The organism is Stakelama portus (assembly GCF_003171655.1).
GTDB lineage: Bacteria > Pseudomonadota > Alphaproteobacteria > Sphingomonadales > Sphingomonadaceae > Sphingomonas > Sphingomonas portus.
Window position 1 is genome coordinate 560044 of sequence record NZ_QFZL01000001.1, and the last position, 24664, is coordinate 584707.

Here is a 24664-nt window from a genome sequence, read left to right on the forward strand (position 1 = left end):
AACGGGTCAGCGCGCGGCGACGACTGCCTCGCCCATTTCGACACCCAGTGCCTGCGAATCGGCAACGGGAAAATTGACCTGGTGGCCGTTGAACTTGCCGCGCACGCGGCCATGGGCGACGACCAGACGGAAGCGCGAACCGCGCGACGTCGATCCGCGATACACCGTGCCGTGATCGGTTTCGTCGACCGAATAGGTGTAGCTGATGCCTTCATGGGAAAATTGCCGGACCTCGGGGTCCTTTGCGGCGGCCGGGGTAGCGGCCAGGCCCAGAGCGAAAGCGGCGGCGAAGAAGAGCTTGTTGGTCACGATCTTTCTCCTTGATCGATTCAAGAAAGCCAGATCGGCATCCCGTTATGTTGTCGTCCCGGACGTTATGTTGCGGTGCAGCATGACGCAATTGCCCGGATTGCGATCCCATGTGCAAAGCGCGCAATCGCGACCGCAGTCGGCGAACCGGCCAGTCCGGTGGTTTTTGACGACGGCCCGGGGGCATGACAAACTATTGCGACAAATTGGCGCCATTCCGATATCCCGGAACCGCCAGGGAGAAATGCGATGGGAGCAGTATCTGTCGCACTGAATCGCTTCGGCTATGGCGCCAGGCCGGAAGAGGCCCTGCCGGAAGCGCCGCGGAAATGGCTGCGCGACCAGCTGGATCGATATGACCCATCCCCCCGGATCATCGCCGATCAACCCCCGACGCGCGATGCCGCCGCGCTGCTCGCCGACTATAACCGACAGACGCGGATGGCGCGGCAAGACGCCGCGGCGTCACCCATGCCGGCCGCCGATACGGCATCGGATGCCGATCCGGTTCGCGAAGCCCGACGCCGCGCCGGTCAGCAGATGCGGCAATTCTATATCGGCGCAGTCGCCGCGCGTACCCAGGCCACATTGTCGACGCCCGCTCCGTTCGTCGAGCGGCTGGTGCATTTCTGGGCCAATCACTTCGCCATTTCCGCCGACAAGCTGACGGTGACCGGATTTGCCGGCGCATTCGAATTCGAAGCGATCCGGCCGCATGTGCTCGGCAGCTTTGGCGACATGCTGCACGCGGTCGAACGCCATGCCGCGATGCTGCTTTATCTCGATCAGGCGCAATCGGTGGGTCCGGCCAGCCGCGCAGGCATTGCGGCGCGCAGAAACGGCCGGAATATCGGCCTCAACGAAAACCTCGCGCGCGAAATTCTCGAACTTCATACGCTGGGCGTCCGCTCGGTCTATACGCAGCAGGATGTTGGCGAGCTGGCCCGGGCGATGACCGGCTGGACAGTGGCGGGGCTGGGGCGCGGCGCCGGCCGACGGGCTGGCGCAGGGCAGGCGGTGCCGGGAAGCTTCCTGTTCGCCGATCGCCTGCATGAGCCCGGCACGCGCACGCTGCTGGGGAAGAACTTCGCGCAGGCGGGCGAAGCCCAGACCGGCGCGATCCTCGACATGCTGGCGACGCATCCCGCGACGGCCCGGCATGTCGCGACCAAATTGGCGCGGCATTTCGCGGGCGATCATCCGCCCGAGCCGCTGGTCGCGCGGCTCGAGCATAATTTCCTCGAAACCGGCGGCAATCTGCCCGAACTCTATCGCGTGTTGATCGCGGCGCCCGAATGCTGGGGGGACGCGCCGGTCAAATTCCGCACGCCATGGGAATGGACGGTGGGCGCCTATCGCGCGCTCGGCATGCGCGACGTTGCGCAACCGCGTGCGCTGGTCAATCAATTCGTCCAGCTCGCCCAGCCGGTCTGGCGCCCCGGCGCTCCGGCCGGGTTCGACGATATCGCGGCAAGCTGGAACGGACCGGATTCGCTGTTGCGCCGCGTCGAACTCGCCGAACGCTTCGCCGCGCGCAGCCGCGATCGGATCGACCCGCGGGCACGCGCGGCGAAGCTGTTCCCCGATGCGCTGAGCGCGGCCACGCAACAGGCGATTGCGCGCGCCGAAAGTCCGGGCCAGGGTGTCGCCCTGTTGCTCGTCGCTCCCGAATTTCTGCGGAGATAGTCCATGATCAGCCGCCGTAATTTCGTTTCCGCCGGAGCCGCCACGATGCTCGGCTCCACGCTCGGCGCACGCATGGCGTTCGCGGCGGCGCCGACCGACAAACGCTTCGTCTTCATCATTCAGCGCGGCGCAGCCGACGGGCTCGGCACAGTCGCGCCGGTCGGCGATCCGGCATTTGTGCGGCAGCGCGGCGTTCTGGCAGAGGATTTCGCCGACGCGCCCCGGCTCGACACGCTGTTCGCGCTGCATCCGCAGCTTGCGGCAGTGGGGTCGCTTTATGAAGCGGGGCAGGCGTTGTTCGTCCATGCCGCGGCGTCGGCCTATCGCGACCGGTCGCATTTCGACGGCCAGAACGTGCTCGAAACCGGCGGTTCGCGGGCCTATGCGCTCCATGATGGCTGGATGAACCGCATGTTGTCGCTGCTGCCCGCTAACGACGCACGCGGTATCGCAGTGGCGGCGAGCGTGCCGCTGGCAATGCGCGGTCCGGTATCGGTGGCTTCCTATGCACCCTCCAACCTGCCCGATGCGTCGGAGGATCTGATGACGCGCGTCGGCATGCTCTATGCCGGCGATGTCGAGCTCGATGCGGCGTGGCGACAGGCGACGGCCACGCGCGCGGTTGCGGGCGATGCAGGCGCCCGGCGCAATGCCCAGGCGACCGGAGAACTCGCCGCGCGGCTGCTCGCCGATCCGGGCGGCAGCCGCGTCGCGATGATCGAAACCGGCGGTTGGGACACCCATGCCCAGCAACGCGGCAGGCTGGGCGCGCAGCTCGGCAATCTCGACCGGCTGATCGGCGCGCTGCGCGACGGCCTCGGGCCGCTATGGGACGATACGCTGGTGGTCGTCGCCACCGAATTCGGGCGCACGGTGCGCGTCAACGGCACAGGCGGCACCGATCATGGGACGGCGTCGTGCGCGATGCTGCTCGGCGGCGGCGTCGCCGGGGGCCGCGTGCTTGCCGACTGGCCGGGGCTTTCCGACGGCGCGCTCCATGAAAATCGCGACCTGCGTCCGACGACCGACCTCGCGACGATTCTGACAGGCACGGTCAGCGCGCATTATCGCGTCGATCCCGCGCTGGCGATGCGCGCGATGTTCCCCGATGCCCGATCCGGGCCGGCGGTCGAAGGGCTGATGCGCGGCTGAAGCTCCGCTTCGCACCGAACAATCGCGGCTGCTTTGACGCCGCACCGGCGGCCCGCTACCGGGCGGCGATGAACGCGCCGCAGCCCCTGTCGACCAAAGCCGCTGCCGCGCCGGATCGGGTGGGCCTCGCCCAGGGTGTCGGCGCCTATATCATCTGGGGTCTGCTGCCGCTGTTTTTCGCCGCGCTCAAAAGCGTCGGTGCGGCGGAGGTGGTGGCGCATCGCGTGCTGTGGTCACTGCTGTTGCTGGCGGTCGTGATCGTCGTGGGACGTCGCGGCGGCGCGTTGCTGGCGGCGACGCGCAATCCCCGCGCGCTCCTCATGCTGGCGGGCAGCGCGACGCTGATCTCGGTCAACTGGATCACCTATATCTGGGCAGTGACCAACCAGCATGTGCTGGCGGCGAGCCTGGGCTATTTCCTCAATCCGCTGGTCAATGTCCTGATCGGCGTCGTGCTGCTCGGCGAGCGGCTGACGCGGGTGCAGACGGCGGCGGTCGGGCTGGCGGGCGTCGGCGTGCTGGTGCTTGCGGTGGCGGCGGGCGCGGGGCTGTGGATCAGCCTGGTGCTGGCCTTCACTTTCGCCTTTTACGGGCTGATCCGCAAAGTCGTGCCGGTCGGATCGATCGAGGGGCTGACGGTGGAAACGGTGCTGCTCGCGCCCTTTGCCGCCGCGTTCCTGATCTGGCTGGGCCCGGCCAACAGCTTTGGCGAAACGCCCGGCCTTTCGCTGCTGATCGCATCGACCGGGATCATCACTGCGACGCCGTTGCTGCTGTTCGCCGCCGCCGCGCGCCGGCTGCGCTATGCGACGCTGGGCCTGCTGCAATATATCGCGCCGACGCTGCAGTTCCTCTGTGCGGTATTGGTGTTCGGCGAACGGATGACGACGGCGCATATGGCATGTTTCGCCTTCATCTGGTCGGGACTCGCCCTCTATGCCGTGCATGGCGGCGTAACCGCAGGGGCAGCCCGACGACGCGCGGCCACAAACTGAGAACGCCGTCGATTCGCGCTTGCCCGTTCCAAGCCGCGTCGAAATCCGTTACCGGGCAACGCTCCATCGATTAATCGGAACCGCAATGACTCTCTACGCACGTTTTGCCGCGCATCTTGACGATGTGCTCGACACCCTGATCGCCGACAATGTGCTGGTGCCGGGGATCGAGCGACGCGCCGTGACGGTCGAGCCGCCGCGCGATCCGAGCCATGGCGATCTCGCCACCAACGCCGCGATGGTGCTGTCGAAGGCGGCGGGGATGAAACCGCGCGACCTGGCCGAAAAAATCGCGGCCGAGCTGGAAAAGCGCGACGAAGTCGCTTCGGTTTCGATCGCGGGGCCGGGCTTCATCAACATGACGCTGACCGACGCCACCTGGCGCGGCGAGCTTTCGGCGATCCTCGATCTGGCCGATGATTATGGCCGCGCGACGCTGGGGCAGGGGAGGCGGGTCAATATCGAATATGTCTCGGCCAACCCGACCGGCCCGATGCATATGGGCCATTGCCGCGGTGCCGTCGTCGGCGATGCGCTGGCGAGCCTGCTCGAATATGTCGGCTATGCCGTCACGCGCGAATATTATGTCAACGATGCCGGCGGGCAGGTCGATGTGCTCGCCCGCTCGGCGCATCTGCGCTATCGCGAGGCGCTGGGCGAAGACATCGGCGAGATCCCCGAGGGGCTGTATCCGGGCGATTATCTGAAGCCGACCGGACAGCGGCTGGCGCATGAATATGGCGACCGTTTCCTCGGCAAGCCCGAAAGCGAGTGGCTGAGGCTGTTCCGTACCGAGGCGGTTGCGGACATGCTGGTGATGATCAGGCGCGACCTCGCGCTGCTCGGCATCCACCACGACCTGTTTTCGTCCGAAGCCGAGCTTCAGGCGGCGGGCAAGCCCGAAGCCGCCGAGAAATGGCTGCGCGAACGCGACCTTGTCTATGACGGCGTGCTCGAAGCGCCCAAGGGCGAAACGCCCGAAGATTGGGAGCCGGTCGAGCTGCCGCTGTTCCGCGCGACCCAATTCGGCGACGATCAGGATCGCCCGATCAAGAAATCGGACGGCAGCTGGACCTATTTCGGCGCCGACCTCGCCTATCATTTCCAGAAGGCGCAGTCCGCCGACGAACTGATCGACATCTGGGGCGCCGATCATGCCGGTACGGTGAAGCGCATTGTCGCGGCGGTGCAGGCGCTGACCGAAGGCAAGACCCGGTTCGACGTCAAGCTGGTGCAGATGGTGCGGCTGCTGCGCGGCGGCGAGCCGGTCAAGATGTCGAAGCGCGCCGGCAATTTCGTCACGCTCGCCGATGTCGTGCGCGAAGTCGGCAAGGATGTCGTCCGCTTCACCATGCTGACGCGCAAGGCCGATGCGCAGATGGATTTCGACTTTGCCAAGGTGGTCGAAGCGTCGAAGGACAATCCCGTCTTCTACGTCAACTATGCCCATGCCCGCGTCGCTTCGCTCCATCGCAAGGCGGCGGAGGCGGGCATTGTCTGCGACAGCGCCGATCTGTCCCTGCTTGATACAGAGGAACTGGCGCTGGTGAAGCGTGCGGCACAGTTTCCGCGCGTGGTAGAGGGCGCCGCCGCGGCCCGCGAACCGCATCGTATCGCCTTTTACCTCTATGATCTTGCAGGGGAATTTCACGCGCTCTGGAATATGGGCAATGACCGGCCCGAACGCCGCTTCCTGCTGCCCGATCAACCTGCGTTAACCTGTTCGCGGCTTTTCTTGGCCCGTGCGATCGGGCAGGTTATCCATAACGGTTTGGCCCTCATGGGTGTGGAGGCCGTTCAGGAGATGGCGTGATGGGTACGGGTGCCGGCGGGCCGGGATATGGCGACGACGATCGGCTTCCCTGGCTGGAATCGGTGGACGACGATTATTCGGAGGGTTCGTCCTGGGGACGGATCCTCCTGCTCGTCCTGTTGCTGCTCGCCGTGGTCGGCGCGGGAGCGTTCGGCTGGTTCTGGTACCAACGGCATCAGGGTTTCACCGGCAATGGCGAACTGATCCGCGCCCAGGAAGGCGATTACAAGGTCAAGCCGCAGGAACCCGGCGGGATGGACCCGGAAGGCGTGGGCGACGCCGCCTATGCCGCCAGCGAAGGCGAAGTGACCAATGCGTCGGTCAACATGGCCGACCGCCCCGAAGATCCGGTGGCGACTCCGGTCGCTCCGGCCAAACCGTCGCCTTCCGCCACCGGATCGGCGACCGCAACCGTTCCCGTGCCCCGGAGCGGCGGCACGCTTCAGGCGCGCAATCCGGTGCCCCAGCCGACGATCCGCGCCGGCGGCGGCGGTGGCGGGCTGATTCAGCTCGGCGCCTATCCCGATGCCGATGGCGCGAACGGTGCCTGGCGGACGCTGTCGGGCAAATATGACTTTCTCTCCCCGCTCGGCCATTCGGTCGAGCAGGCACAGCGCAACGGCGGCACCGTCTATCGCCTGCGCGTCAATGCCGGCAGCTTCGACCGCGCAAAGGAACTGTGCGACCGGCTGAAGGCCGCTGGCGAAAGCTGCTACGTAGCGAATTGAGGTTGACGGGTCAGTCCAAATGTTCGGGCTGAGCCGCTCGACTATGCTCGGGACATGGCTGTCGAAACCCGTTCCTGCTTCTGCGCTTGCAAAAGGAGAACAGCCCTTCGACAAGCTCAGGGCAAATGATTGTAGATCCTCCGGCGGTTACCACCCATGAAGCCCGTAATTTTCGGCCTGTCCGGCCACAGCCTTACCGCCGACGAGCGCGATTTCTTTCGCGACGCCGATCCGATCGGCTATATCCTGTTCAAGCGCAATTGCGGCGATCGCGCCCAGCTGCGCGCGCTGACCGACAGCCTGCGTGCGCTGTCGGGGCGCGACGATCTGCCGATCCTGATCGATCAGGAGGGTGGGCGCGTCGCACGGATGCAGCCGCCCGAATGGCCCGCATTTCCCGCGCCCAACGTCTTTGACAAACTCTATGACATCGCCCCGGTTTCCGCGATCGAGGCGGCGCGCGCCAACGCCCATGCGCTCGCGCTGATGCTGGCGCAGGTCGGCGTCAATGTCGATGCGCTGCCGCTGCTCGATGTGGTCCGTCCGGAAACCAGCAATGTCATCGGCGACCGTTCCTATGGCGCCGAACCGATGCGCGTCGCGGCGCTCGGCCGCGCGACGATCGAGGGGCTGCGGCGCGGCGGCGTTGTCGGCATCGTCAAACATATGCCCGGCCATGGCCGTGGCGTCGTCGACAGCCACAAGGAATTGCCGGTGGTCAAGGCGAGCGAAGCGGAACTGGCGGTCGATATCGAACCGTTCGCAACGCTGCGCGACGCGCCGATGGCGATGACTGCGCATATCGTCTTCACCGCATGGGATGCGGATCGCCCCGGCACGCTGTCGCCAAAGGTGATCGGCGATATCATCCGCACGCGGATCGGCTTTGACGGCCTGTTGATGAGCGACGATATCGACATGAAGGCACTGACCGGCACTGCGGGCGAGAAAGCGGCGGCTGCGGTTGCGGCGGGCTGCGACGTCGCGCTCGATTGCTGGGCGCGGATGGACGAGATGGTCGAGATTGCCGGGAAGCTGGGCGATGCGCCACAGAAGACGCTCGAAAGGCTCGACCGCGCGATGGCAACCGTGAAAGGCACGCCGCACGCCGACGCCTTTGCCGATCTGATCGACAAGCGCGACAGCCTGCTCGCGCTCGTCTGATCGCAAATATCCGCGTCGAATCGGCGCTTTACTGCCGAAATCGGGGCGTTCGGTGTCGGCATCGCCGCCGCTGACCAGCCTGCGCGCCTATAATGAACCGGTCGGGCGGTGTGTCGCCGCCGTGTTGGAGTTATAATCAATGCCGCTGATGAACTGGTCGCCCGAACTCGATGTCGGGGTCGAGGCGATGAACCACGAACATCGCCAGATTCTCGATGCCATGAACGATGTGTTCGATTCCGATGCTGCCGGCGTAACCGGGGCCACAATGATGGCGAAGATCGCCAGGCTCGGCGAGGTTACCACGCGCCACTTTGCCGACGAAGAGCGATATATGGACAGCATCGCCTATCCCGGGCGCGACGGGCACAAGACGATCCACGCCAAGCTGCTCAGCGATTTCGCGAAGCATAGCGGTGCGATCGAAGCCGCGGACGGCAAATGCACCCGCGAATTCTTTCAGTTCCTCAATCTGTGGCTGTCGGCGCACATCAAGCATATCGATCGCAAATATGGCGATCACGCCAATCGCGGCGGCGTGAAGGCGGCATAGCCGCCTCCACGTACACGACCTAGCTGGTGGGTTCGGCCTCGCGTGTCGATTGCGCCGATGCCATGCCCGGCTGGTCGGATTTGCCGCCCAGCTTTTCGCGGACGCCTTCCTCTACCTTGCGGCCGGTTTCGGTGTCGATATTGCGCCAATATTCGAACGCGCGCTGCAGCACCCTTTCGCTGACCCCGTCGCTCAGATGGCCGACGATGTTGCTGACCAGCCGGTCGCGCGCGGCATCGTCCATCACGTCGTTGATCAGCGCGCGCGGCTGGCTGAAATCATCGTCATCCGCGCGCAGCGTATAGGCATGGCGCACCATGTCGCCATCGCTGTGCCACAGCCCCGCTTCGCCGTCATAGGGCTGTGCCGCCGGCCCGCCATAGCTGTTGGGCGCATAGACCGGATCGGTGGCATTCTCGGTCCGCATCGCGCCGTCCTTCGAATAGCTGTGGACCGGGCTGTGCGGCTTGTTCACCGGGATCTGCTTGTAATTGACGCCCATCCGCGCGCGGTGCGCATCGGCATAGGCAAAGCCGCGCGCCAGCAGCATCTTGTCGGGCGACAGGCCAATACCCGGCACCATATTGTTCGGTTCGAACGCGGCCTGTTCGATTTCGGTGTGAAAATCGGTGGGGTTGCGGTCGAGCGTCATCTTGCCGACTTCGATCAGCGGATAATCGTCATGCGGCCAGATCTTGGTCAGGTCGAACGGATTGATCCGATAGGTTTTGGCGTCCTCGAACGGCATGATCTGCCAATACAGCGTCCAGCTCGGGTGATTGCCGTCGCGGATCGCGTTGAACAGGTCGCGGCGGTGATAATCGCCATCCGATCCCGCCAGCCTGTCGGCCTCATCCTGGCTCAGATAGGCGTTGCCGTCGCCCTGATCGGTCTTGAAGTGGAATTTCACCCAGAACATCTCGCCCGCCGCATTGACCAGCGAATAGGTGTGGCTGGAATAGCCGTTCATTTCGCGCCAGCTTTTCGGAATGCCGCGATCGCCCATCAGATAGGTCACCTGATGCGCGCTTTCGGGCGACAGCGTCCAGAAATCCCATTGCATGTCATGGTCGCGCAGGTCGTTGTCGGCGCGGCGTTTCTGGCTGCGGATAAAGTTCTGAAACTTGATCGGGTCGCGGATGAAGAAGATCGGCGTATTGTTGCCGACCATGTCGAAATTGCCCTCTTCGGTATAGAATTTGAGCGCAAAGCCACGCGGGTCGCGCCAGGTGTCGGGGCTGCCCCGTTCGCCCGCGACAGTCGAAAACCGTGCGACCATGTCGGTCTTCGCACCGGGCTGAAACAGTTTCGCCTTGGTATAGCGCGACACATCGTTGGTCACTTCGAACCGGCCGAACGCACCGCCGCCCTTGGCATGCGGCTGGCGCTCGGGAATCCGCTCGCGATTGAAATTCGCCATCTGCTCGATCAGGTAATGATCGTGGAGCAGGATCGGGCCGTTGGGGCCGACCGTCAGCGAATGTTCCTCGCTCTGAACGCGGATGCCGGCATCGGTGGTAATGGGGGGAAGGGATTTGTCGGCCATGGCGGGCCTCCTGTTGGCTGTGCGGAGAAGTTGCAGGAGATACGAACGCCGCCGCACGCCAGTTCCCGCCGGGCCACACGATCAAGCGCGGAAATATCGATCACCGCCGCCCCGCCCGACGATTTACCCGCCGGACGCCCGCATCGCGCAATATAGCTCCCAATCGGCAATCACCCGCTCGGCATAGCTGCGCGCCGCTTCGATCAGTGCCGCGCCATCCTGTCGCAGCGCCAGCCCCATCGCGGTTTCGAACCGCACCGATCGATTGTCGGCGCGCGAATGGGCGAGCGCCAGTGCCTCGCCGCATGCCTGCGCATAATGCGCCAGCCGGATCCCCGCATCGCCATCCGACAGACAGATTTCCTCCGGCTCGGCGCTGACGCGTGCATGGTGGCGCGATCGCACCAGCCAGCTTTCGCCGTCCCAATCGGCCTGATCGAGCAACAGGTCCGGCTCGCGCTGTACCCGCCGCTGGATCATCACCGTCAGATGCGCCGGCCCCAGCGTGTTGCGCGGATCGAGATCGGGAAATTCGTGGAGCGGCGCGGCGCGGCGCTGCTGCTTCACTTCGACCACCTGGCACATGGTCAGTTCGGCGCTGGTCGCCGCGCCCTCCGGCCCGACCAGCAGATAATAGCGCGGCAGGTCGAGCGACCCGGTCCCCTGGCCGATCCTCCGCACGACATCGAGGATCGCATCGTCGACATAGGGGCGGAATGCCGCGCGCACTGCCGCTTCGGCGGGTTCGTCGAGCCGCCGATAGCGCCGCCGGTCGCGAAAGCGCAGCCCCGCCGGATCGATCGCGACGGCCTTGCCAAGTGAGCTTTTGCGCTCGAACTTCGCGCCGCCGATCGCACGTTTGCGCGCTTTCTTCAGGAACCGGCGCAGCGGATGGCCGATCGCAAAATCATCGAGCGTCCGCCGCCGCACCGCGGGGTCGATCGTCACTTCGTCGCAGATCGCGATATAGCGGTCGACAAAGGCCTGTGCCCCCGCCAGCGCTTCGTCCGGTTCGGGCGGCGCCAGCCCGGCGACATCGTCGAATTCGTCGGTGGTATAGCGCCCCTCGGCAATCCCGGCGGCCAGCTCGCAACTCAGGAACAGGCTGGTGACGAACCGCGCCAGATCCCACGCCGCCGGGCCGATACAGGCATCGTCGAAATCATCGGGGCCAAAGATGATGTGCCGCCCATGCGACCCCTTTTCGGTGACGAAGCCGAAATTGGACATGTGGCAATCGCCCACCACTGCGCTGTACAGGGCAGGGTGGGTCAGCCCCTGCGGCAGGTGCAGCGCCCCGCTGGCCAGATCGCCATAGATCAGCTGTGCCGACCCGCGCAGAAAGCAATAGGGGTTGCGCGCCATCTTGGCATGCTTGGCCGAATGCGACCCGGCGTCGGGCGCAATCCCGTCCACCCGCGCAATCTCCGCGGCAATCCACGCACTGCGCTCGCCATCGTCCATATGGTCGCCCCTCAATCGCGGCAGAGCATGCCGCGTCTAGGCAACTGGCGAACGGGGGATTTGATCCGGGGTGGGGCGCTATTTGCGGGGCAACGGCGCGCGCAACGTGATCGCCTCGTCCGCTTGTGGGCCGGTTGCCCGACGGCGCCCTTTATGGGCTCGCGACCTAGCGCAGCGGCAACCACCCCCCGAACACGGCGCCGCCATGCGTCGTGTGGTGCAACACGAGATCGCCGCCATGCGCGCGGAATATCTGACGGGCGAGGGTTAGTCCGATCCCGCTGCCGCCGCTCTTTTGCGAAAAGAACAAGTCGAAGATCGCATCCCGATTTTCCGGCGCCACGCCCGGCCCATTGTCGGCTATCCGAATCCGCAGCGCAGCGGAATCGGCGGATAGCGTCAGTCGGACCTGTCCCGGTTCGGTGGCGACTTCGGCGGCGTTCTGCAGCAACGCCCATAGCGCGGCATGGAGCTGATTGGCATCGGCGACGATATGTTGGGGCACATGGTCTCGCTCCAGCGACAGCGCTACATGCTCTTTCCAATGTGTGGAAAATAGCCGCTCCAGATCGTCGAGCAGCGGGGCGAGCGCGAAGCGCCGCAGCTCGGGCGGCGGCAATCGCGCCATGTCGCGATAGGCAAGGATGAAGCGCTGTAGCCCCTCGGTGCGGGTGGCGACGGTGCCGATCGCGTCGCGGGCATGGTCGAGATCGGGCACGGGATCCGCGAGGATATCGACTGCGGTGCGGCTGAGCGAGGCGACCGGCGTGAGGCTGTTCATGATCTCGTGGCTCAGCACCTGCATCAGCTCGCGCAGCGTGGCGGCTTCGACGGCTTTCATTTCTGCCTCGACATCGACCAGCGCCGCGATCCGCGTGCCGCCCGCGCCCGAAGAGGCCAGATCGGCGACGGTGAGCGCGAAGATGCGTTCAGCGGTGTCGAGCGTCAGGCGCAACGTCGTCCCCTTGCCGGGAAGGGCGTCGCGAATCGCCGCCATCAACGCTGCGGGCGGCGCTTCGATTCGATCGTCGACGCCGAACAATCGCCGCGCCGCGCGGTTGATCGCCCACAGCCCGCCATCGGGTTCGTGCGCGAGCAGCGGTGCGGGCGAAAGGTCGAGCAGGCTGCGCAGCCGCCGCTGTTCGCGCGCATCGGCAATGGCTGTGGTCGCAGGTGCGCGGTCCGCTGCTTGCGCGACGGCGACGCGCTGCAGCAGCGTGTTGAGCCCTGCGGTCAACAGCACCAGCACCAGTAGCGCGATTGCCGCATTGGCATAGAGCCCGTGCGTCAGCGCGATCGCGCCGCCGGCACCGGCCGCGACGAGCAGCGCCGCGCTGAGCAGCATGCGGGGCGTCTCAGAGCCCATATTTGGCCATCCGGCGATAGAGGGCGGCGCGCGTAAGGCCGAGCTCTCCGGCAGCGCGGCTGACGTTGAAGCCGTTGCGCTTGAGCGCCGCCTCGACCAGCAACCGCTCGCTACGTTCGAGATTGAGGTCGGACGCGATGGCGCGCGGGGCGGGTGCCTGTGCATCGGTTTCGAGCTGGAAATCGGCAAGATCGAGTGCGTCGCCTGTGCCGAGCAGCACCGCGCGCTCGACCACCTGGCGTAGCCCGCGAACATTGTCGGGCCAGCGATCGGCGGCGATCGCGGCAGCGGCGGTTTCGCTGATCGACCGTGCGGGCTTGCCGTAGCGCGCGGCGAAGCGATCGGCGAAATAGCGGGCGAGCAGAAGCACGTCGTCGCTGCGTTCGACGAGAGGCGGCAGGTCGATCTCGATCGTATTGATGCGATAGAGCAGGTCGGGAGCGAGCGTCTGGGCCAATGTGGCGCGATCATGCCGACTGGTCGCGATCGGGCGCGTTTGCGACAGGCGGCTTGCGAGCTGGAGCTGGAGTTCGGGCGCCAGCGCGTCGACTGCGTCCAGGATCAGCGTGCCGCCGGCCGCTTGCGCCAGCGCAGCATCGATCGCCGCCATGGTCTTCACCGCCGCGCAGGCGAGCAGCGCGGGCGGGCGCTCGGCATGCTGCGAGCCATTATGGAGTACGTCCGCGAACAGGCTCTTGCCGCTGCCCGCCGGTCCGCGGATCAGCACCGGCGCAGCGGTAGCCGCCACTTGCGCGATCCTGTCGCGCGCAGTCTGGATGGCCGGTGCCTCTCCGATGATCAGGCGGTCGGTGTCGCTGGCTGTGGGAATGACGCGGCGGCGTGCGCGGCTGAGCGCGACGGCGCGTTCGATCGTCGCGAGCAGCCGTTCGTTGCTCCATGGCTTGATGACGAAATCGGCGGCGCCGGCGCGCATCGCCTGCACTGCGATGTTGATGCCGCTATGGCCGGTGACGACCACCACGGCGAGATCGCGGTCGGCGGCGGTCAGCCGGTCGAGCATCGCGAAGCCTTCCTCGCCGGTAGTGCGCCCGCGCGCGAAATTGAGATCGAGCAGGACCGCATCATAACGATGCTCGGCCAGCAGCGGCCATGCCGCGTCAGGCGACGCGGCGCCGGTGAGCGCCATGCCGCGCCGTTCGAGCAGCAGCCGCGCCGCCTTCACGATATCGGGGTCGTCATCGATGAAGAGAATCGCGGGCGGTGACGTGTCGTTTGACATGATCCAGACAGTGTCCGAAATCGGACAGTTCGTACAGTCCGAGCTTTTCGCGACTGTCCGCTATTCCATTTTAAATATGTATATCAGTGCCTTAGGAAGGTGTCCGCCTGTCCGGTACACTGTCCGGGATGAACCAGGACACTTCCATAGCATCAAGCGCGCATTCGGGCGCGACGATGGACCAGCGGATCGAGCGGCCCGGCCTGCGCCGCCGCAAGCTGTTGGTGCGCGGGCTGATCGCGCTGGCCGCGCTGATCATTCTCATCGCCGCATATCTGTTGATGCCGGGTGCCAATGCAGTGACGGTCGATCGCGACAGCGTCCGCATCGGTACGGTCGAAAGCGAGCCGTTCCGCGATTATGTGCCGTTGCGCGGCGAAGTGACGCCGTTGCGCACCGTCTATGTCTCGGCGCTGGCGGGCGGCCAGGTCGACGCGCTGATCGCAAGCGACGGCGCGATGGTCGCTGCGGGCGAACCGCTGGCCCGTCTGGTCAATCCCGATCTGCAGCGCGACGTCGCCACTCGCACCGCCGGGATCGCCGGCCAACTCAGCAATGTCAGCGGCGAGCGGCTATCGGTGCAGCGCAGCCGCCAGCAGGCCGAAAGCGAGCTGGCCGACGCGCGCAACCAACTGCGCCGCGCCGAGCATGACCTGTACGTCAAGCAGACGCTGTTCGAGAAGAACATCGTCAACGAAGCCGCGGTGCGCCCGCTGCGGGAGGACGTCGCTTATCTGCGCGAACGGGTAGGCGCGCTGGAAGCCGCGCGGCGCGACGAACTCGCGACGCTCGCCGATCAGGAGGCGCGGATCGACCAGAGCCAGCGCCAGTTGCGCGCCAGCCTGGAGATGGTCGAACAAAGCCTTGCCGCGCTCACCATCCGCGCGCCCGCCGGCGGGCGATTGACTGCCTTCACTGTCCAGCCGGGTCAGGCGATCCAGCCGGGCGACCGGATCGGCCAGATCGATTCCGAAGGCGCGTGGAAGCTCGTCGCCGATGTCGACCAGTTCTATCTCAACCGCGTCCGCACCGGCCAGCATGCCGCCGCCGAGATCGGCGGGCGCAAGGTGTCGCTGACCGTCGCCAAGGTGCTGCCACAGGTCGAGAATGGGCGCTTCCGTATCGAACTGGTGTTCGCCGAACGCGCGCCGGACGGGCTAAATCGCGGCCAGATCGTCGATGCCAAGCTCGTGCTCGGTGCCGCACAGCGTGCCGTGGTGGCGCCTTCGGGCCCGTGGCTCGATGCGGGCGGCACCATCGCCTTCGTCGTCGACGCCAACGGCAATCGCGCCGTCCGCCGCGCGATCACGGTCGGCCGCCGCAATCCCGAACAGGTCGAAATCACTTCGGGCCTTCAGCCCGGCGATCGCATCGTCCTCGGCACGATCGACGATTACCGCACCCGCGACCAGCTATTGATACGATAGGAGCCCAGGATGATACGCCTCGAAAATGTGAGCCGTCGCTACCGGTCCGACGAAGTCGAGACGACGGCGCTCGCCGACATCAATCTCCGCGTCGGCGAAGGCGAATTCGTCGCGATCATGGGTCCCTCGGGCTGCGGCAAATCGACCTTGCTCAACATTCTCGGCACGATCGATCGACCGAGCGAGGGGCATTACTGGTTCGAGGATCGCGATCTGGCGGCGACCAGCGAGGCCGAACTCGCCAAATTCCGCCGCGACCGGCTGGGCTTCGTCTTTCAGAGCTTCAACCTGATCGACGAACTGACCATCGTCGAAAATGTCGCGCTGGGCCTCGCCTATAGCAGCCTGCCGCGCGCCGAGAAACGCGCGCGCGTCGAGGCGGCGATGGATCGCGTCGGCATCGGCCATCGCCGCAGCCACCATCCGCACCAGCTTTCGGGCGGACAGCAGCAGCGCGCGGCGATCGCGCGCGCCATTGTCGGTCGGCCTTCGTTGATCCTCGCCGACGAGCCGACCGGCAATTTGGACACCGAAAACGGGGCGCAGGTGATGGACATCCTCGCCGAACTCAATCGCGAAGGGACGACGATCGTGATGGTCACCCATTCGCCCGCGCACGCCGATTTCGCCAAGCGGACCGTCCATGTCCTCGATGGCAAGATCCTTGCCTCGACGCGTCTCGCCGCCTGATCCCGGAGTTTTCCATCATGTCCAGCGGCCTGCTGACCTTCTATCGCGCGCTCACCCGGCACAAACTCTATGCGCTGCTCAACATCGGTGGGCTGGCACTCGGCATCGCGGTGTTCCTGGTGCTGTTCCTCTTCGTCCGGTTCGAAAAGAGCTATGACAGTTTTCCGGGGTCGGAGTATATCTGGGTGCTCGAGGAGCAATATTTCTTCCCCGGCGCGGCCGAAGGACCCTCGCTGTGGACGATGCAGGGCGAACTGGATCAGCTCAAGGCGGACTTCCCCGATCTGGTCGGCACCCGCTTCAACGGACTGACCGCAGTGGTGCGCGACGGCGATCATGTGATTTCGGAGGATGTGACGGCGGTCGACGCCAATTTCTTCGAGCTGTTCCGCTATCCGGCAGTTTCCGGCGATCCGACCGCGACGCTGGCCGATCCCGATGGGCTGGTGCTCACGGAAAGCGCCGCGCGCAAATATTTCGGTGCGGAATCGCCGATCGGGCGCACGCTGGCGCTCGACCTCGACGGGACGCCGTATCGCTACAAGGTGGGAGCGGTGATTCGCGACCTGCCGGCGAACACCAGCTTTACCACGACGATGTTCGTGCCCTTCCTGCGCGAGCGTTTCGGCGGGCAATGGTATGACCATTGGGGGAGTTCCAGCCTCACCACTTTCCTGTCGTTCCGCGACGCCGAAGCAGCCCAGGCATTCGCGGCGCAGCTTCCCGATTTCATCGAACGCCATGCCGGCGCCACCGACAATTTCACCAAGCCGGTTTCGAACATGTTCCGCCAGTCGATCGTGCCGCTGCACGAAATTCACCTGTTCGATGCCGCCGATCGGGCGATGGTGACCACGCTGGCCCTGGTGGGGCTGCTGACGCTGCTCATCGCGATCGTCAATTACGTCAATCTCGCCACTGCCCGTTCGGGACTGCGCGCACGCGAAGTGGCGCTGCGCAAAGTGCTTGGTGCGAGCCGAGCCAGGCTGATCCGGCAATTCATGGGCGAAGCGATTGCAACCGTCGCGCTTGCCGCGCTGATCGGTCTCGCGCTCACCGAACTGGCGCTGCCGTTCGTCAATGCGACCGGGGGGAGCAGTCTTGCGATAACCTATCTCGGCAGCGGAGGCGTGCTGCTCCCGCTGGTTGCGTTGGTGCTCGTTGTCGGCGTGGTTGCCGGCGCCTATCCTGCGCTTGCGCTGTCGGGTTTCCGCCCGGCCGCTGTCCTTGCTGCGGCGCGTGCGCCGGGTGGAGGACGCGCGGGCATCAGGCTGCGTCAGGGACTGGTCGTGCTGCAATTCGGAGTCGCCATCCTCTTCGCGATCGGCACTACGGTGATGATCGCGCAGACGGCGCATGTCCGCTCGGCCGATCTTGGCTTCCAGCGCGATGGGCTGTTCATCGTTGCGTCCTATGTCAACGCCAGCCAGCAGCAGCAGGACACGCTATTGCGTGAATTTGCCGAGGTTCCCGGCGTCACTTCGGTCACCCGTGCCAACAATTCTCCGGGCTGGCAATATGAAAGGAATTCGAGCAATTTTCATCGTCTCGATCGGCCCGATCTTTCGCCTTCGATCCTGTCGGTGCCGGTCGGCGAGAATTATTTCGCTACCTTTGGCGCGCGATTGCGTGCCGGACGACTGTTCGACAGCGCCAATCGCGCCGGCGACGACACAGCGGAAGAGGCACAGGGGGCCACACGGAACGTCGTCCTCAACGAAACCGCAGTGCACGAACTCGGATTTCCGAACGCACAGGCGGCGGTGGGGGCGCTCATCACGGACGGTGGACGCGAAAATCGCGTTGTCGGCGTGGTCGAGGATATGCGTTTCGACACCCCGCGTGAGCGCGTGCGACCGATGCTCTATATGCTGAACACGGTACATCCCTGGGGGCCGCTTGCGACGGTGCGCTATCGCGGCATGGCGCCCGCGCAGATCGAGGGCGCGCTCGAATCGGTATGGAACCGCGTGGTTCCCGGCGTGCCGTTCGAGGGCGAAACCGTCGAAAGTTCGCTCTACGAACGCTATTACAAACAGGACGCGCAGCGCGCGAACATCTTCACCATGGGCGCGGTACTGGCGGTGCTGATCGGGTGCATCGGCCTCTATGGCCTGGCCGCGTTCGATACGACGCGGCGGATCAAGGAAATCGGTATCCGCAAGACGCTCGGCGCATCGACATGGGACGTCATGCGACTATTGCTCGGGCGGTTCCTGCAACCGGTGTTGTTCGCCAATCTTATCGCCTGGCCGCTCGCATATTTCGCGCTGCGCGGCTGGCTGTCGGGCTTCGACGATCGCATTGCGCTCTCGCCGCTCTATTTCCTGCTGGCTTCCGTCGTGGCGACGCTGATCGCGGTTCTGACGATCATTGGTCAGAGCTGGAAAGTCGCCCGAGCCGAACCTGCGCGCGCGTTGCGCTACGAATGACGGGACTGCGGCGCAGCCGGGAAAAAGGCCAGGCCCTGCAAATCGCCAGTCGAACTTGCGATGTCCGCCATGCATAGCGTGACAAAAACGTACGAATGTCGGTAGTCAGGGCGCATTCCTGCCATTCCTCATCCCTCTGTCCTACATCCCCCAACCCGTGCTAGCGGCGCACCCATGCAGATCGGTTCGCGTATAATCGCCGTTTCTCCCGCGCGTGCGCACATGCCCGCGCCCGCGCGTGTTCGTGCGACTCACTGCGAACTTTGCACGCAAAACCGTGGCTTCGACATTGCGCTCCGCACGCACTAGATTGGGGCCAGCATGACCGATTCCTCGCTTGGCCTTGATGAACCGCCCCAGCCGCAATCGGCTGAGGCATATCGCGTGCTCGCGCGCAAATATCGCCCGAAAACCTTTTCGGAACTGATCGGCCAGGATGCGATGGTCACCACGCTGGGCAACGCGATCAAGCGCGACCGGCTGGCGCATGCGTTCCTGCTCACCGGGGTGCGCGGGGTGGGAAAGACCTCGACTGCGCGGCTGATCGCCAAGGCGCTCAATTGCATCGGGCCGGACGGGCAGGGCGGACCGACGATCGATCCGTGCGGCGTGTGCGAACCGTGCCGCGCCATTTCCGAAGGGCGGCATATCGACGTCATCGAAATGGACGCCGCCAGCCATACCGGCATCGACGATGTGCGCGAGATTATCGAGGCGTCGCGCTATGCTGCGGTTTCGGCGCGCTACAAGATCTACATCATCGACGAAGTCCATATGCTGTCGAAAGCGGCGTTCAACGGGCTGCTCAAGACGCTCGAAGAACCGCCGAGCCATGTGAAATTCCTGTTCGCGACCACCGAAGTGCACAAGGTGCCGGTGACGGTGCTGTCGCGCTGCCAGCGGTTCGATCTGCGCCGCATCCCCGCCGAATTGCTCGCCACCCATTTCGCGCATGTCGTCGAGGCCGAGGGCGTGACTGCCGAGCCGGAGGCGCTGGCACTGATCGCCCGCGCGGCCGAAGGATCGGCCCGCGACGGCCTCTCGATCCTCGATCAGGCGATTGCCCATGCCGATATCGAAGGCGGCGGCGTGCGCGCCGATGTGGTGCGCGCGATGCTGGGCCTGTCCGATCGCGGCGCGATCCGCGACCTGTTCGGCCTGTTGCTCAAGGGTGAGGGGCAGGGCGCGCTGCGGGTGCTGCGCGCGCAATATGACCTTGGCGTCGATCCGCAGGCGGTGCTCAAGACATTGCTCGAAACCGTCCATGCCGTCACGCTGGCCAAGCTGGGCACGCCGCCTCAGCCGGGCCAGTCGGGTGAGGAAGTGCGCGATCTGGAGGAGTGGGCGGCCGCCCTGTCTTTCCCGGCGTTGCACCGCCTGTGGCAATTGATGCTGCGCGGCCATGATGAAGTCGCACGCGCGGCCTTGCCGATCGAAAGCTGCGAAATGGCACTGTTGCGCGTCATTCACGCGTCGCAATTGCCCGATCCGGGCGATCTCGCGCGGCGGCTGGCTTCGGGCGAAATGCCCGCCGGCGCGCCGCCCGCCCCGCAATCGGCCTCCGCGCCGCCCACTGCGCCGGTTGCGCAGAATCAACCTGCGCCGGAGCCTCAGCCGCCTGCGCTGCCCGCTGATCTGGCCGGGCTCGCGCAATTGCTGCAGGACCGCAATCGCTTCGCGCTGGCCGAGGAAGTGCGGTCCATCGTGCGCGTCGTTACCTATGAAGCGCCGCGCATCGATTTCGCGGCGGCGCGCAATCTTCCCTATGATTTCCTGCGCGAGCTCGGTGCCGCGCTGCGCGAAATCACGGGCGTCAATTGGCAAGTGAAAGTCGTGGAAGGCGAAGGCCAGCCCACGCTACGCGAACAGGGTGAAGCTGCGGAGGCGGCGGAAAAGGCCGCCGTGCTCGCTTCGCCGGTGGTCGCGGCGGCGATGGAGGCGTTTCCGGGCGCCGAGCTGGTCGGCTGGAAACGCAGCAGGAGCAACGGAATATGAAGAATCTCGAAGAAATCATGGCGATGGCGCAGAACGTCCAGGCCGAATTGCAAAAGGCGCAGGAAAGCCTCGACACGATCGAGGTCGAAGGCGTGTCGGGTGGCGGCCTGGTCAAGGTGCGCGCCTCTGCCAAGGGGCGGATTCTGGGCGTCGATATCGACGATTCACTGCTCCAGCCGTCCGAAAAGGGCATGCTTGAGGACTTGATCGCGGCTGCGCTCAACGATGCCCGCGCCCGCGCCGATGCCGCCTCGCAGGAACAAATGTCCAAGATGACCAGCGGCTTGCCGCTCCCGCCGGGATTCAAGCTGCCTTTCTAAGGCGCTTTCCCACGGGCTTCCCGCTCCCCGGCCACACTGGCGGAACCAGCTGCGCGGTGACCGCGTTCTTGGGCCCAGTTCAGTAGCGTAAGGGAGTAGGAATATGGCCACCGAAACAACAACGACGGAATCGCCGCACACGACCGTCATCGAACGCCGCGGCAGCGGTGCCGGAATCCTGATCGGCCTCGCGGTGCTGATCCTGGTGATCGTCGGCGCCTTTTATCTGGTCAACCGCACCAACAACGAAAACGCCCAGACCCAGGCGATCGAAGGCGCCGCGCAAAGCGTTGGCGATGCCGCCGATTCGGTTGGCGATGCGGTCAAGCCTGCCCAATAAGCAATGCACGGTCAGCGGATGCAGGCGTCCAGACCCTGCGTCCGCACCGTCGCGATCCGCGCGGCGATGCTGTTGGCATAACGCCGCGTAAATCCCGTCGGATTGACCCCCGCCCGCTGTTTGGGCAGCGGCAATACGGCGGCAATCTGTGCGGCCTCGCGCGCGGTAAGCCGGTCCGCGCCATGTTTGAAGTAACGCCGCGCACCCGCTTCGACGCCATAGGTGCCGATGCCGGTCTCCGCGACGTTCAGATACACTTCCATGATCCGTCGCTTGCCCCACAGCTTTTCGATCAGGAAGGTGAACCACGCCTCCAGCCCTTTGCGGACATAGCCGCCGCCTTGCCACAGAAAGACGTTTTTTGCGGTCTGCTGGCTGATCGTCGAACCGCCGCGAATGCGGCCGCCCTGCTGGTTGCGTTTCCAGGCATTTTCCATGGCTTGCCAGTCAAAGCCATTATGTTCGCAAAATTTGGAATCCTCCGCGCCGATCACTGCACGCGCCATGTTGGGGTCGATCCGCGACAAGGACCGCCAGCTATGGCGCGCGCCGTGGCCGCTGAAGACATCGCCGATCATCGTCAGCGTGATGGGAGGCGGCACGAAGCGATAGATGCCGACCATCGCGACCGAAAGGAGCAGGAATCCCGCCACCAGCAAAAACGCCCATTTCGCGACGCGGCGGACGATCGAGCGGCGGGGTCGCGGTGTTTTCGCGCGGGCGGGCGGGGACGGCGGAGGAACCGGGGGTAGGGGCGGTGGTGTTCGCCGTTCGCTACCGGCCGTCCCGGGCGTGCGGAGGGGTATGCCCGAAGCGCTTGCGCCGGGGAGGAAATCCTCCACCGGTCCCGTTTCCTCGGCATTCAGTGCGGACAGCGACGGCCAGCCATCGGGGTGCGTAATCTGGATATGCCGTTTTTCGGCATCGTCCGATCCGGCATCCGAAACGCCGGAACGCTTCGGCGGCGAGGAGGGGAGCGACCGCTCCTCGCCCGATTCGTCGTCATCGACGGCCATGGCGGCAGGCAGTTTCCTTGCAGGGCCGAAGGTTCAGGCGGTCAGCAACCGCTTTTCGCCGGCCAGACGCATCATCGCCTTTTGCAGCTTTTCGAACGCGCGAACCTCGATCTGGCGAACGCGCTCGCGGCTGACGCCATAGACCTGGCTCAGTTCCTCGAGCGTCTTGGGATCGTCGGTCAGCCGCCGTTCGGTGAGAATATGCTTCTCACGCTCGTTCAGGTCGTCCATCGCCTCGACCAGCATTTCGTGCCGGACATCGGCTTCCTGCGTTTCGGCGACGCGTTCGTCCTGCAGCGGTTCGTCGTCGGCGAGCCAATCCTGCCACTGGCTTTCGCCGTCTTCGCGCATGGGAACGTTGAGCGAGGTATCGCCGCCCATCGCCATGCGACGGTTCATCGAAATGACTTCGTCCTCGGTCACGCCCAGATCGGTCGCGATCTTTGCCACGTCCTCGGGACGCAGATCGCCATCCTCGAACGCGTCGAGCTTGGCCTTCATCCGGCGCAGGTTGAAGAACAGCTTCTTCTGCGCGGCAGTGGTGCCCATCTTCACCAGCGACCAGCTGCGCAGGATGAATTCCTGGATCGACGCGCGGATCCACCACATCGCATAGGTGGCGAGGCGGAAGCCGCGATCGGGTTCGAATTTCTTCACGCCCTGCATCAGGCCGATATTGCCTTCGCTGATCAGCTCGCTGACCGGCAGGCCATAGCCGCGATAGCCCATGGCGATCTTGGCCACGAGCCGCAGATGGCTGGTTACCAGCTGCGCCGCCGCATCGGTGTCGCCATGCTCCTGAAAGCGCTTGGCGAGCATATATTCCTGTTCCGGGGCCAAGATCGGAAATTTCTTGATCTCGGCCAGATAGCGGTTGAGGCTTGCCTCTCCGCCAAGAGCGGGGATCGTCGCAGGGACGTTGCTGCCGCTAGCCATGATCATTTCTCCCTTCGGATGCTCTGGGGCCGGTCGCTTCCTGTGCGATCGTACCACCTAGTCTATACGAGAAGCTTATCGAACAGTTCCTGCATGTCTGCAGGCATTTCGCTGTCAAACGCTAAAGCGTTACTTTTAATCGGGTGAATGAACCCGAGATGCGCCGCGTGCAAGGCCTGCCGCCCGAAACCGAGCTGTTCGAGCACAGGGCGGTGCGTCGCGCGAGTACGAGAATATACAGGATCTCCCAGCAACGCATGGCCGATCGATGCCATATGCACGCGAACCTGATGCGTGCGCCCGGTTTCGAGCCGGCATTCGACCAGTGCGGATTCGCGCAGCGGCTTCACCATCTTGTAATGCGTCACTGCGCGCTTGCCGCCGTTGACGATCGCAATTTTCTTGCGGTTGCTGGGCGACCGCGCCAGTGGCGCGTCGACCGTGCCCTGAGTCGGGCTGGGCAGCCCGGCGACGATCGCGCGATAGCGCCGGTCGATGCTGTGCGCCTTGAACTGGCGGGCCAGTCCCTCATGCGCCCGGTCATGCTTGGCAGCGACCATCAGCCCCGACGTATCCTTGTCGATGCGATGGACGATGCCGGGCCGGGCAACGCCGCCGATGCCGGACAATTGCCCCGCGCAATGGTGCAGCAGCGCGTTGACCAGCGTGCCGTCCGGATTGCCCGCGGCGGGATGGACGACCAGCCCGGCGGGCTTGTTCACCACGATCAGATGTTCGTCCTCGAACACCACGTCGAGCGCGATGTCCTGCGCTTCGTTATGGGCGGGTTCGGGTTCGGGTACGCTGACCTGAAACCGCAGCCCCGAAGCGATCTTGCGCGAAGGATCGCGGACAAGACCATCGGGCCCGGCAACATTTCCGGTGGAGATCAGCGCCTTCACGCGCTCGCGCGAAAGCATGGGCAGGGCGTCGGCAAGCGCGCGATCCAGACGCCAGCCATTTGCTGCATCCGCGATCACGGCCTCGACTATCGCTACCCCCCGATCCATTATGTGTCCTAGATGGATATGACGGTTCGAATTTCAAGAAGTCTGATCGACGAAATCGACGCTGCCGCCGCCGCCGCTGCGCCGCACGAAGCATGCGGGCTGCTGTTTGGCCGGGGCGATGCGATCACGGCGTGGAAACCCGCCGAAAATGTTGCCGTGACGCCCGAAACCCATTTCGAAATCGATCCCGCCGCGCTGTTCGCTGCGATCCGGGCGGAGCGGGCTGGTGGCCCGCCGCTGATCGGATATTGGCACTCGCACCCCAATGGCGATGCCGCGCCATCGCCGACCGATGCGGCGATGGCGGCACCCGACGGCAAATTATGGGTGATCGTCGCCCGCGGCGCGGCGACATGCTGGCGCGCAGTAGCACAGGGCAGTCGCCATGGCCGTTTCGATCCGGTCGCGCTGACGCCCTTTGCCTGATTGCGGGCGTGGGTCGCCTGATTTCCGGTGTGGCGGCGCCTTTGCGAGAAAAGCGC

Annotated in this window: 22 protein-coding genes; 14 read left to right on the top strand and 8 right to left on the bottom strand. The window is 65.1% G+C overall.

The window, feature by feature from the left end:
• Positions 1-6: 6 nt before the first annotated feature.
• A complete protein-coding gene (locus tag DKB74_RS02530; RefSeq protein WP_109806515.1) occupies positions 7-309 on the bottom strand; it encodes a hypothetical protein in 303 nt (100 codons plus the stop codon).
• A 249-nt stretch (positions 310-558) separates the two neighbouring features.
• Here DKB74_RS02530 and DKB74_RS02535 point away from each other — a divergent pair, with 249 nt between their 5' ends.
• The 7 genes from DKB74_RS02535 (at position 559) to DKB74_RS02565 (ending at position 8400) form a co-directional block, all read left to right on the top strand.
• Positions 559-1995, top strand: a complete 1437-nt coding sequence (locus DKB74_RS02535) for a DUF1800 domain-containing protein (RefSeq protein WP_193504345.1) — start codon at positions 559-561, stop codon at positions 1993-1995.
• Between the two features lie 3 nt (positions 1996-1998).
• The gene (locus tag DKB74_RS02540; protein WP_109806516.1) at positions 1999-3147 is read left to right on the top strand and encodes a DUF1501 domain-containing protein; all 1149 of its coding nucleotides are present in this window, start codon (positions 1999-2001) and stop codon (positions 3145-3147) included.
• A gap of 68 nt (positions 3148-3215) precedes the next feature.
• Positions 3216-4142 (top strand): EamA family transporter RarD, encoded by a 927-nt coding sequence (gene rarD, locus DKB74_RS02545; RefSeq protein ID WP_109806517.1) that lies wholly within the window; start codon positions 3216-3218, stop codon positions 4140-4142.
• An 85-nt stretch (positions 4143-4227) separates the two neighbouring features.
• Entirely contained in the window at positions 4228-5955 is a 1728-nt protein-coding gene (gene argS / locus DKB74_RS02550; protein ID WP_109806518.1) for an arginine--tRNA ligase, read from the top strand.
• The gene (locus tag DKB74_RS02555; RefSeq protein WP_109806519.1) at positions 5955-6683 is read left to right on the top strand and encodes an SPOR domain-containing protein; all 729 of its coding nucleotides are present in this window, start codon (positions 5955-5957) and stop codon (positions 6681-6683) included. The genes argS and DKB74_RS02555 overlap by 1 nt, the downstream gene beginning before the upstream one ends.
• 156 nt (positions 6684-6839) lie before the next feature.
• Positions 6840-7847 (top strand): beta-N-acetylhexosaminidase, encoded by a 1008-nt coding sequence (gene nagZ, locus DKB74_RS02560; RefSeq protein ID WP_109806520.1) that lies wholly within the window; start codon positions 6840-6842, stop codon positions 7845-7847.
• Positions 7848-7986: 139 nt separating this feature from the next.
• Positions 7987-8400 carry a bacteriohemerythrin gene (locus tag DKB74_RS02565; protein WP_109806521.1) on the top strand — a complete coding sequence of 138 codons (414 nt, stop codon included), beginning with the start codon at positions 7987-7989 and terminating at the stop codon, positions 8398-8400.
• 19 nt (positions 8401-8419) lie between these two features.
• On the opposite strand, the gene DKB74_RS02570 is transcribed toward DKB74_RS02565, so the two are convergent.
• The 4 genes from DKB74_RS02570 to DKB74_RS02585 form a co-directional block, all read right to left on the bottom strand.
• Complete coding sequence (locus DKB74_RS02570) at positions 8420-9946, bottom strand: catalase (RefSeq protein ID WP_109806522.1); 1527 nt, start codon at positions 9944-9946, stop codon at positions 8420-8422.
• A 123-nt stretch (positions 9947-10069) separates the two neighbouring features.
• A complete protein-coding gene (locus tag DKB74_RS02575) occupies positions 10070-11410 on the bottom strand; it encodes a DUF2252 family protein (protein WP_109806523.1) in 1341 nt (446 codons plus the stop codon).
• A 166-nt stretch (positions 11411-11576) separates the two neighbouring features.
• On the bottom strand, positions 11577-12776 hold the full coding sequence (locus DKB74_RS02580; protein WP_109806524.1) for a sensor histidine kinase: 1200 nt from the start codon (positions 12774-12776) through the stop codon (positions 11577-11579).
• Positions 12766-14016, bottom strand: coding sequence for a sigma-54-dependent transcriptional regulator (locus DKB74_RS02585; protein ID WP_109806525.1), 1251 nt, complete (start codon positions 14014-14016; stop codon positions 12766-12768). The genes DKB74_RS02580 and DKB74_RS02585 overlap by 11 nt, the downstream gene beginning before the upstream one ends.
• Positions 14017-14192: 176 nt before the next feature.
• On the opposite strand from DKB74_RS02585, the gene DKB74_RS02590 reads away from it, so the two are divergent.
• The 6 genes from DKB74_RS02590 to DKB74_RS02615 all read left to right on the top strand — a co-directional run bounded on the left by DKB74_RS02590 (position 14193) and on the right by DKB74_RS02615 (position 21220).
• On the top strand, positions 14193-15443 hold the full coding sequence (locus DKB74_RS02590) for an efflux RND transporter periplasmic adaptor subunit (protein WP_109806526.1): 1251 nt from the start codon (positions 14193-14195) through the stop codon (positions 15441-15443).
• 9 nt (positions 15444-15452) lie between these two features.
• Positions 15453-16133, top strand: a complete 681-nt coding sequence (locus DKB74_RS02595) for an ABC transporter ATP-binding protein (protein WP_109806527.1) — start codon at positions 15453-15455, stop codon at positions 16131-16133.
• Between the two features lie 17 nt (positions 16134-16150).
• A complete protein-coding gene (locus DKB74_RS02600; protein ID WP_109806528.1) occupies positions 16151-18565 on the top strand; it encodes an ABC transporter permease in 2415 nt (804 codons plus the stop codon).
• 321 nt (positions 18566-18886) lie between these two features.
• Positions 18887-20560, top strand: coding sequence for a DNA polymerase III subunit gamma/tau (locus DKB74_RS02605; RefSeq protein WP_109806529.1), 1674 nt, complete (start codon positions 18887-18889; stop codon positions 20558-20560).
• Complete coding sequence (locus tag DKB74_RS02610) at positions 20557-20880, top strand: YbaB/EbfC family nucleoid-associated protein (RefSeq protein WP_109806530.1); 324 nt, start codon at positions 20557-20559, stop codon at positions 20878-20880. The genes DKB74_RS02605 and DKB74_RS02610 overlap by 4 nt, the downstream gene beginning before the upstream one ends.
• 103 nt (positions 20881-20983) lie before the next feature.
• Complete coding sequence (locus DKB74_RS02615; protein ID WP_109806531.1) at positions 20984-21220, top strand: hypothetical protein; 237 nt, start codon at positions 20984-20986, stop codon at positions 21218-21220.
• 11 nt (positions 21221-21231) lie between these two features.
• Here DKB74_RS02615 and mtgA read toward each other — a convergent pair whose 3' ends face one another.
• The 3 genes from mtgA to DKB74_RS02630 all read right to left on the bottom strand — a co-directional run bounded on the left by mtgA (position 21232) and on the right by DKB74_RS02630 (position 24182).
• Positions 21232-21909: a monofunctional biosynthetic peptidoglycan transglycosylase gene (gene mtgA, locus DKB74_RS02620; protein ID WP_239987390.1), complete on the bottom strand. Its 678-nt coding sequence runs from the start codon at positions 21907-21909 to the stop codon at positions 21232-21234.
• A gap of 360 nt (positions 21910-22269) precedes the next feature.
• Positions 22270-23172: an RNA polymerase sigma factor RpoH gene (gene rpoH, locus DKB74_RS02625; RefSeq protein ID WP_109806533.1), complete on the bottom strand. Its 903-nt coding sequence runs from the start codon at positions 23170-23172 to the stop codon at positions 22270-22272.
• Between the two features lie 62 nt (positions 23173-23234).
• Positions 23235-24182, bottom strand: a complete 948-nt coding sequence (locus DKB74_RS02630; RefSeq protein ID WP_109806534.1) for an RluA family pseudouridine synthase — start codon at positions 24180-24182, stop codon at positions 23235-23237.
• 18 nt (positions 24183-24200) lie between these two features.
• Between DKB74_RS02630 and DKB74_RS02635 the strand changes: the two genes are divergently transcribed.
• Positions 24201-24608: a M67 family metallopeptidase gene (locus DKB74_RS02635; RefSeq protein ID WP_109807077.1), complete on the top strand. Its 408-nt coding sequence runs from the start codon at positions 24201-24203 to the stop codon at positions 24606-24608.
• Positions 24609-24664 lie beyond the last annotated feature (56 nt).

Excerpts from the sequence above, each read along its gene's own strand:
- DKB74_RS02635 (WP_109807077.1), top strand. The coding sequence starts at position 24,201 with ATGACGGTTCGAATTTCAAGAAGTCTGATCGACGAAATCGACGCTGCC.
- DKB74_RS02575 (WP_109806523.1), bottom strand. The coding sequence starts at position 11,410 with ATGGACGATGGCGAGCGCAGTGCGTGGATTGCCGCGGAGATTGCGCGG.
- DKB74_RS02555 (WP_109806519.1), top strand. The coding sequence starts at position 5,955 with ATGGGTACGGGTGCCGGCGGGCCGGGATATGGCGACGACGATCGGCTT.
- DKB74_RS02630 (WP_109806534.1), bottom strand. The coding sequence starts at position 24,182 with ATGGATCGGGGGGTAGCGATAGTCGAGGCCGTGATCGCGGATGCAGCA.
- DKB74_RS02605 (WP_109806529.1), top strand. The coding sequence starts at position 18,887 with ATGACCGATTCCTCGCTTGGCCTTGATGAACCGCCCCAGCCGCAATCG.
- nagZ (WP_109806520.1), top strand. The coding sequence starts at position 6,840 with ATGAAGCCCGTAATTTTCGGCCTGTCCGGCCACAGCCTTACCGCCGAC.
- DKB74_RS02535 (WP_193504345.1), top strand. The coding sequence starts at position 559 with ATGGGAGCAGTATCTGTCGCACTGAATCGCTTCGGCTATGGCGCCAGG.
- DKB74_RS02600 (WP_109806528.1), top strand. The coding sequence starts at position 16,151 with ATGTCCAGCGGCCTGCTGACCTTCTATCGCGCGCTCACCCGGCACAAA.
- rpoH (WP_109806533.1), bottom strand. The coding sequence starts at position 23,172 with ATGGCTAGCGGCAGCAACGTCCCTGCGACGATCCCCGCTCTTGGCGGA.
- argS (WP_109806518.1), top strand. The coding sequence starts at position 4,228 with ATGACTCTCTACGCACGTTTTGCCGCGCATCTTGACGATGTGCTCGAC.
- DKB74_RS02540 (WP_109806516.1), top strand. The coding sequence starts at position 1,999 with ATGATCAGCCGCCGTAATTTCGTTTCCGCCGGAGCCGCCACGATGCTC.
- DKB74_RS02595 (WP_109806527.1), top strand. The coding sequence starts at position 15,453 with ATGATACGCCTCGAAAATGTGAGCCGTCGCTACCGGTCCGACGAAGTC.
- DKB74_RS02570 (WP_109806522.1), bottom strand. The coding sequence starts at position 9,946 with ATGGCCGACAAATCCCTTCCCCCCATTACCACCGATGCCGGCATCCGC.
- DKB74_RS02585 (WP_109806525.1), bottom strand. The coding sequence starts at position 14,016 with ATGTCAAACGACACGTCACCGCCCGCGATTCTCTTCATCGATGACGAC.
- DKB74_RS02580 (WP_109806524.1), bottom strand. The coding sequence starts at position 12,776 with ATGGGCTCTGAGACGCCCCGCATGCTGCTCAGCGCGGCGCTGCTCGTC.
- DKB74_RS02610 (WP_109806530.1), top strand. The coding sequence starts at position 20,557 with ATGAAGAATCTCGAAGAAATCATGGCGATGGCGCAGAACGTCCAGGCC.
- DKB74_RS02590 (WP_109806526.1), top strand. The coding sequence starts at position 14,193 with ATGGACCAGCGGATCGAGCGGCCCGGCCTGCGCCGCCGCAAGCTGTTG.
- DKB74_RS02615 (WP_109806531.1), top strand. The coding sequence starts at position 20,984 with ATGGCCACCGAAACAACAACGACGGAATCGCCGCACACGACCGTCATC.
- rarD (WP_109806517.1), top strand. The coding sequence starts at position 3,216 with ATGAACGCGCCGCAGCCCCTGTCGACCAAAGCCGCTGCCGCGCCGGAT.
- DKB74_RS02565 (WP_109806521.1), top strand. The coding sequence starts at position 7,987 with ATGCCGCTGATGAACTGGTCGCCCGAACTCGATGTCGGGGTCGAGGCG.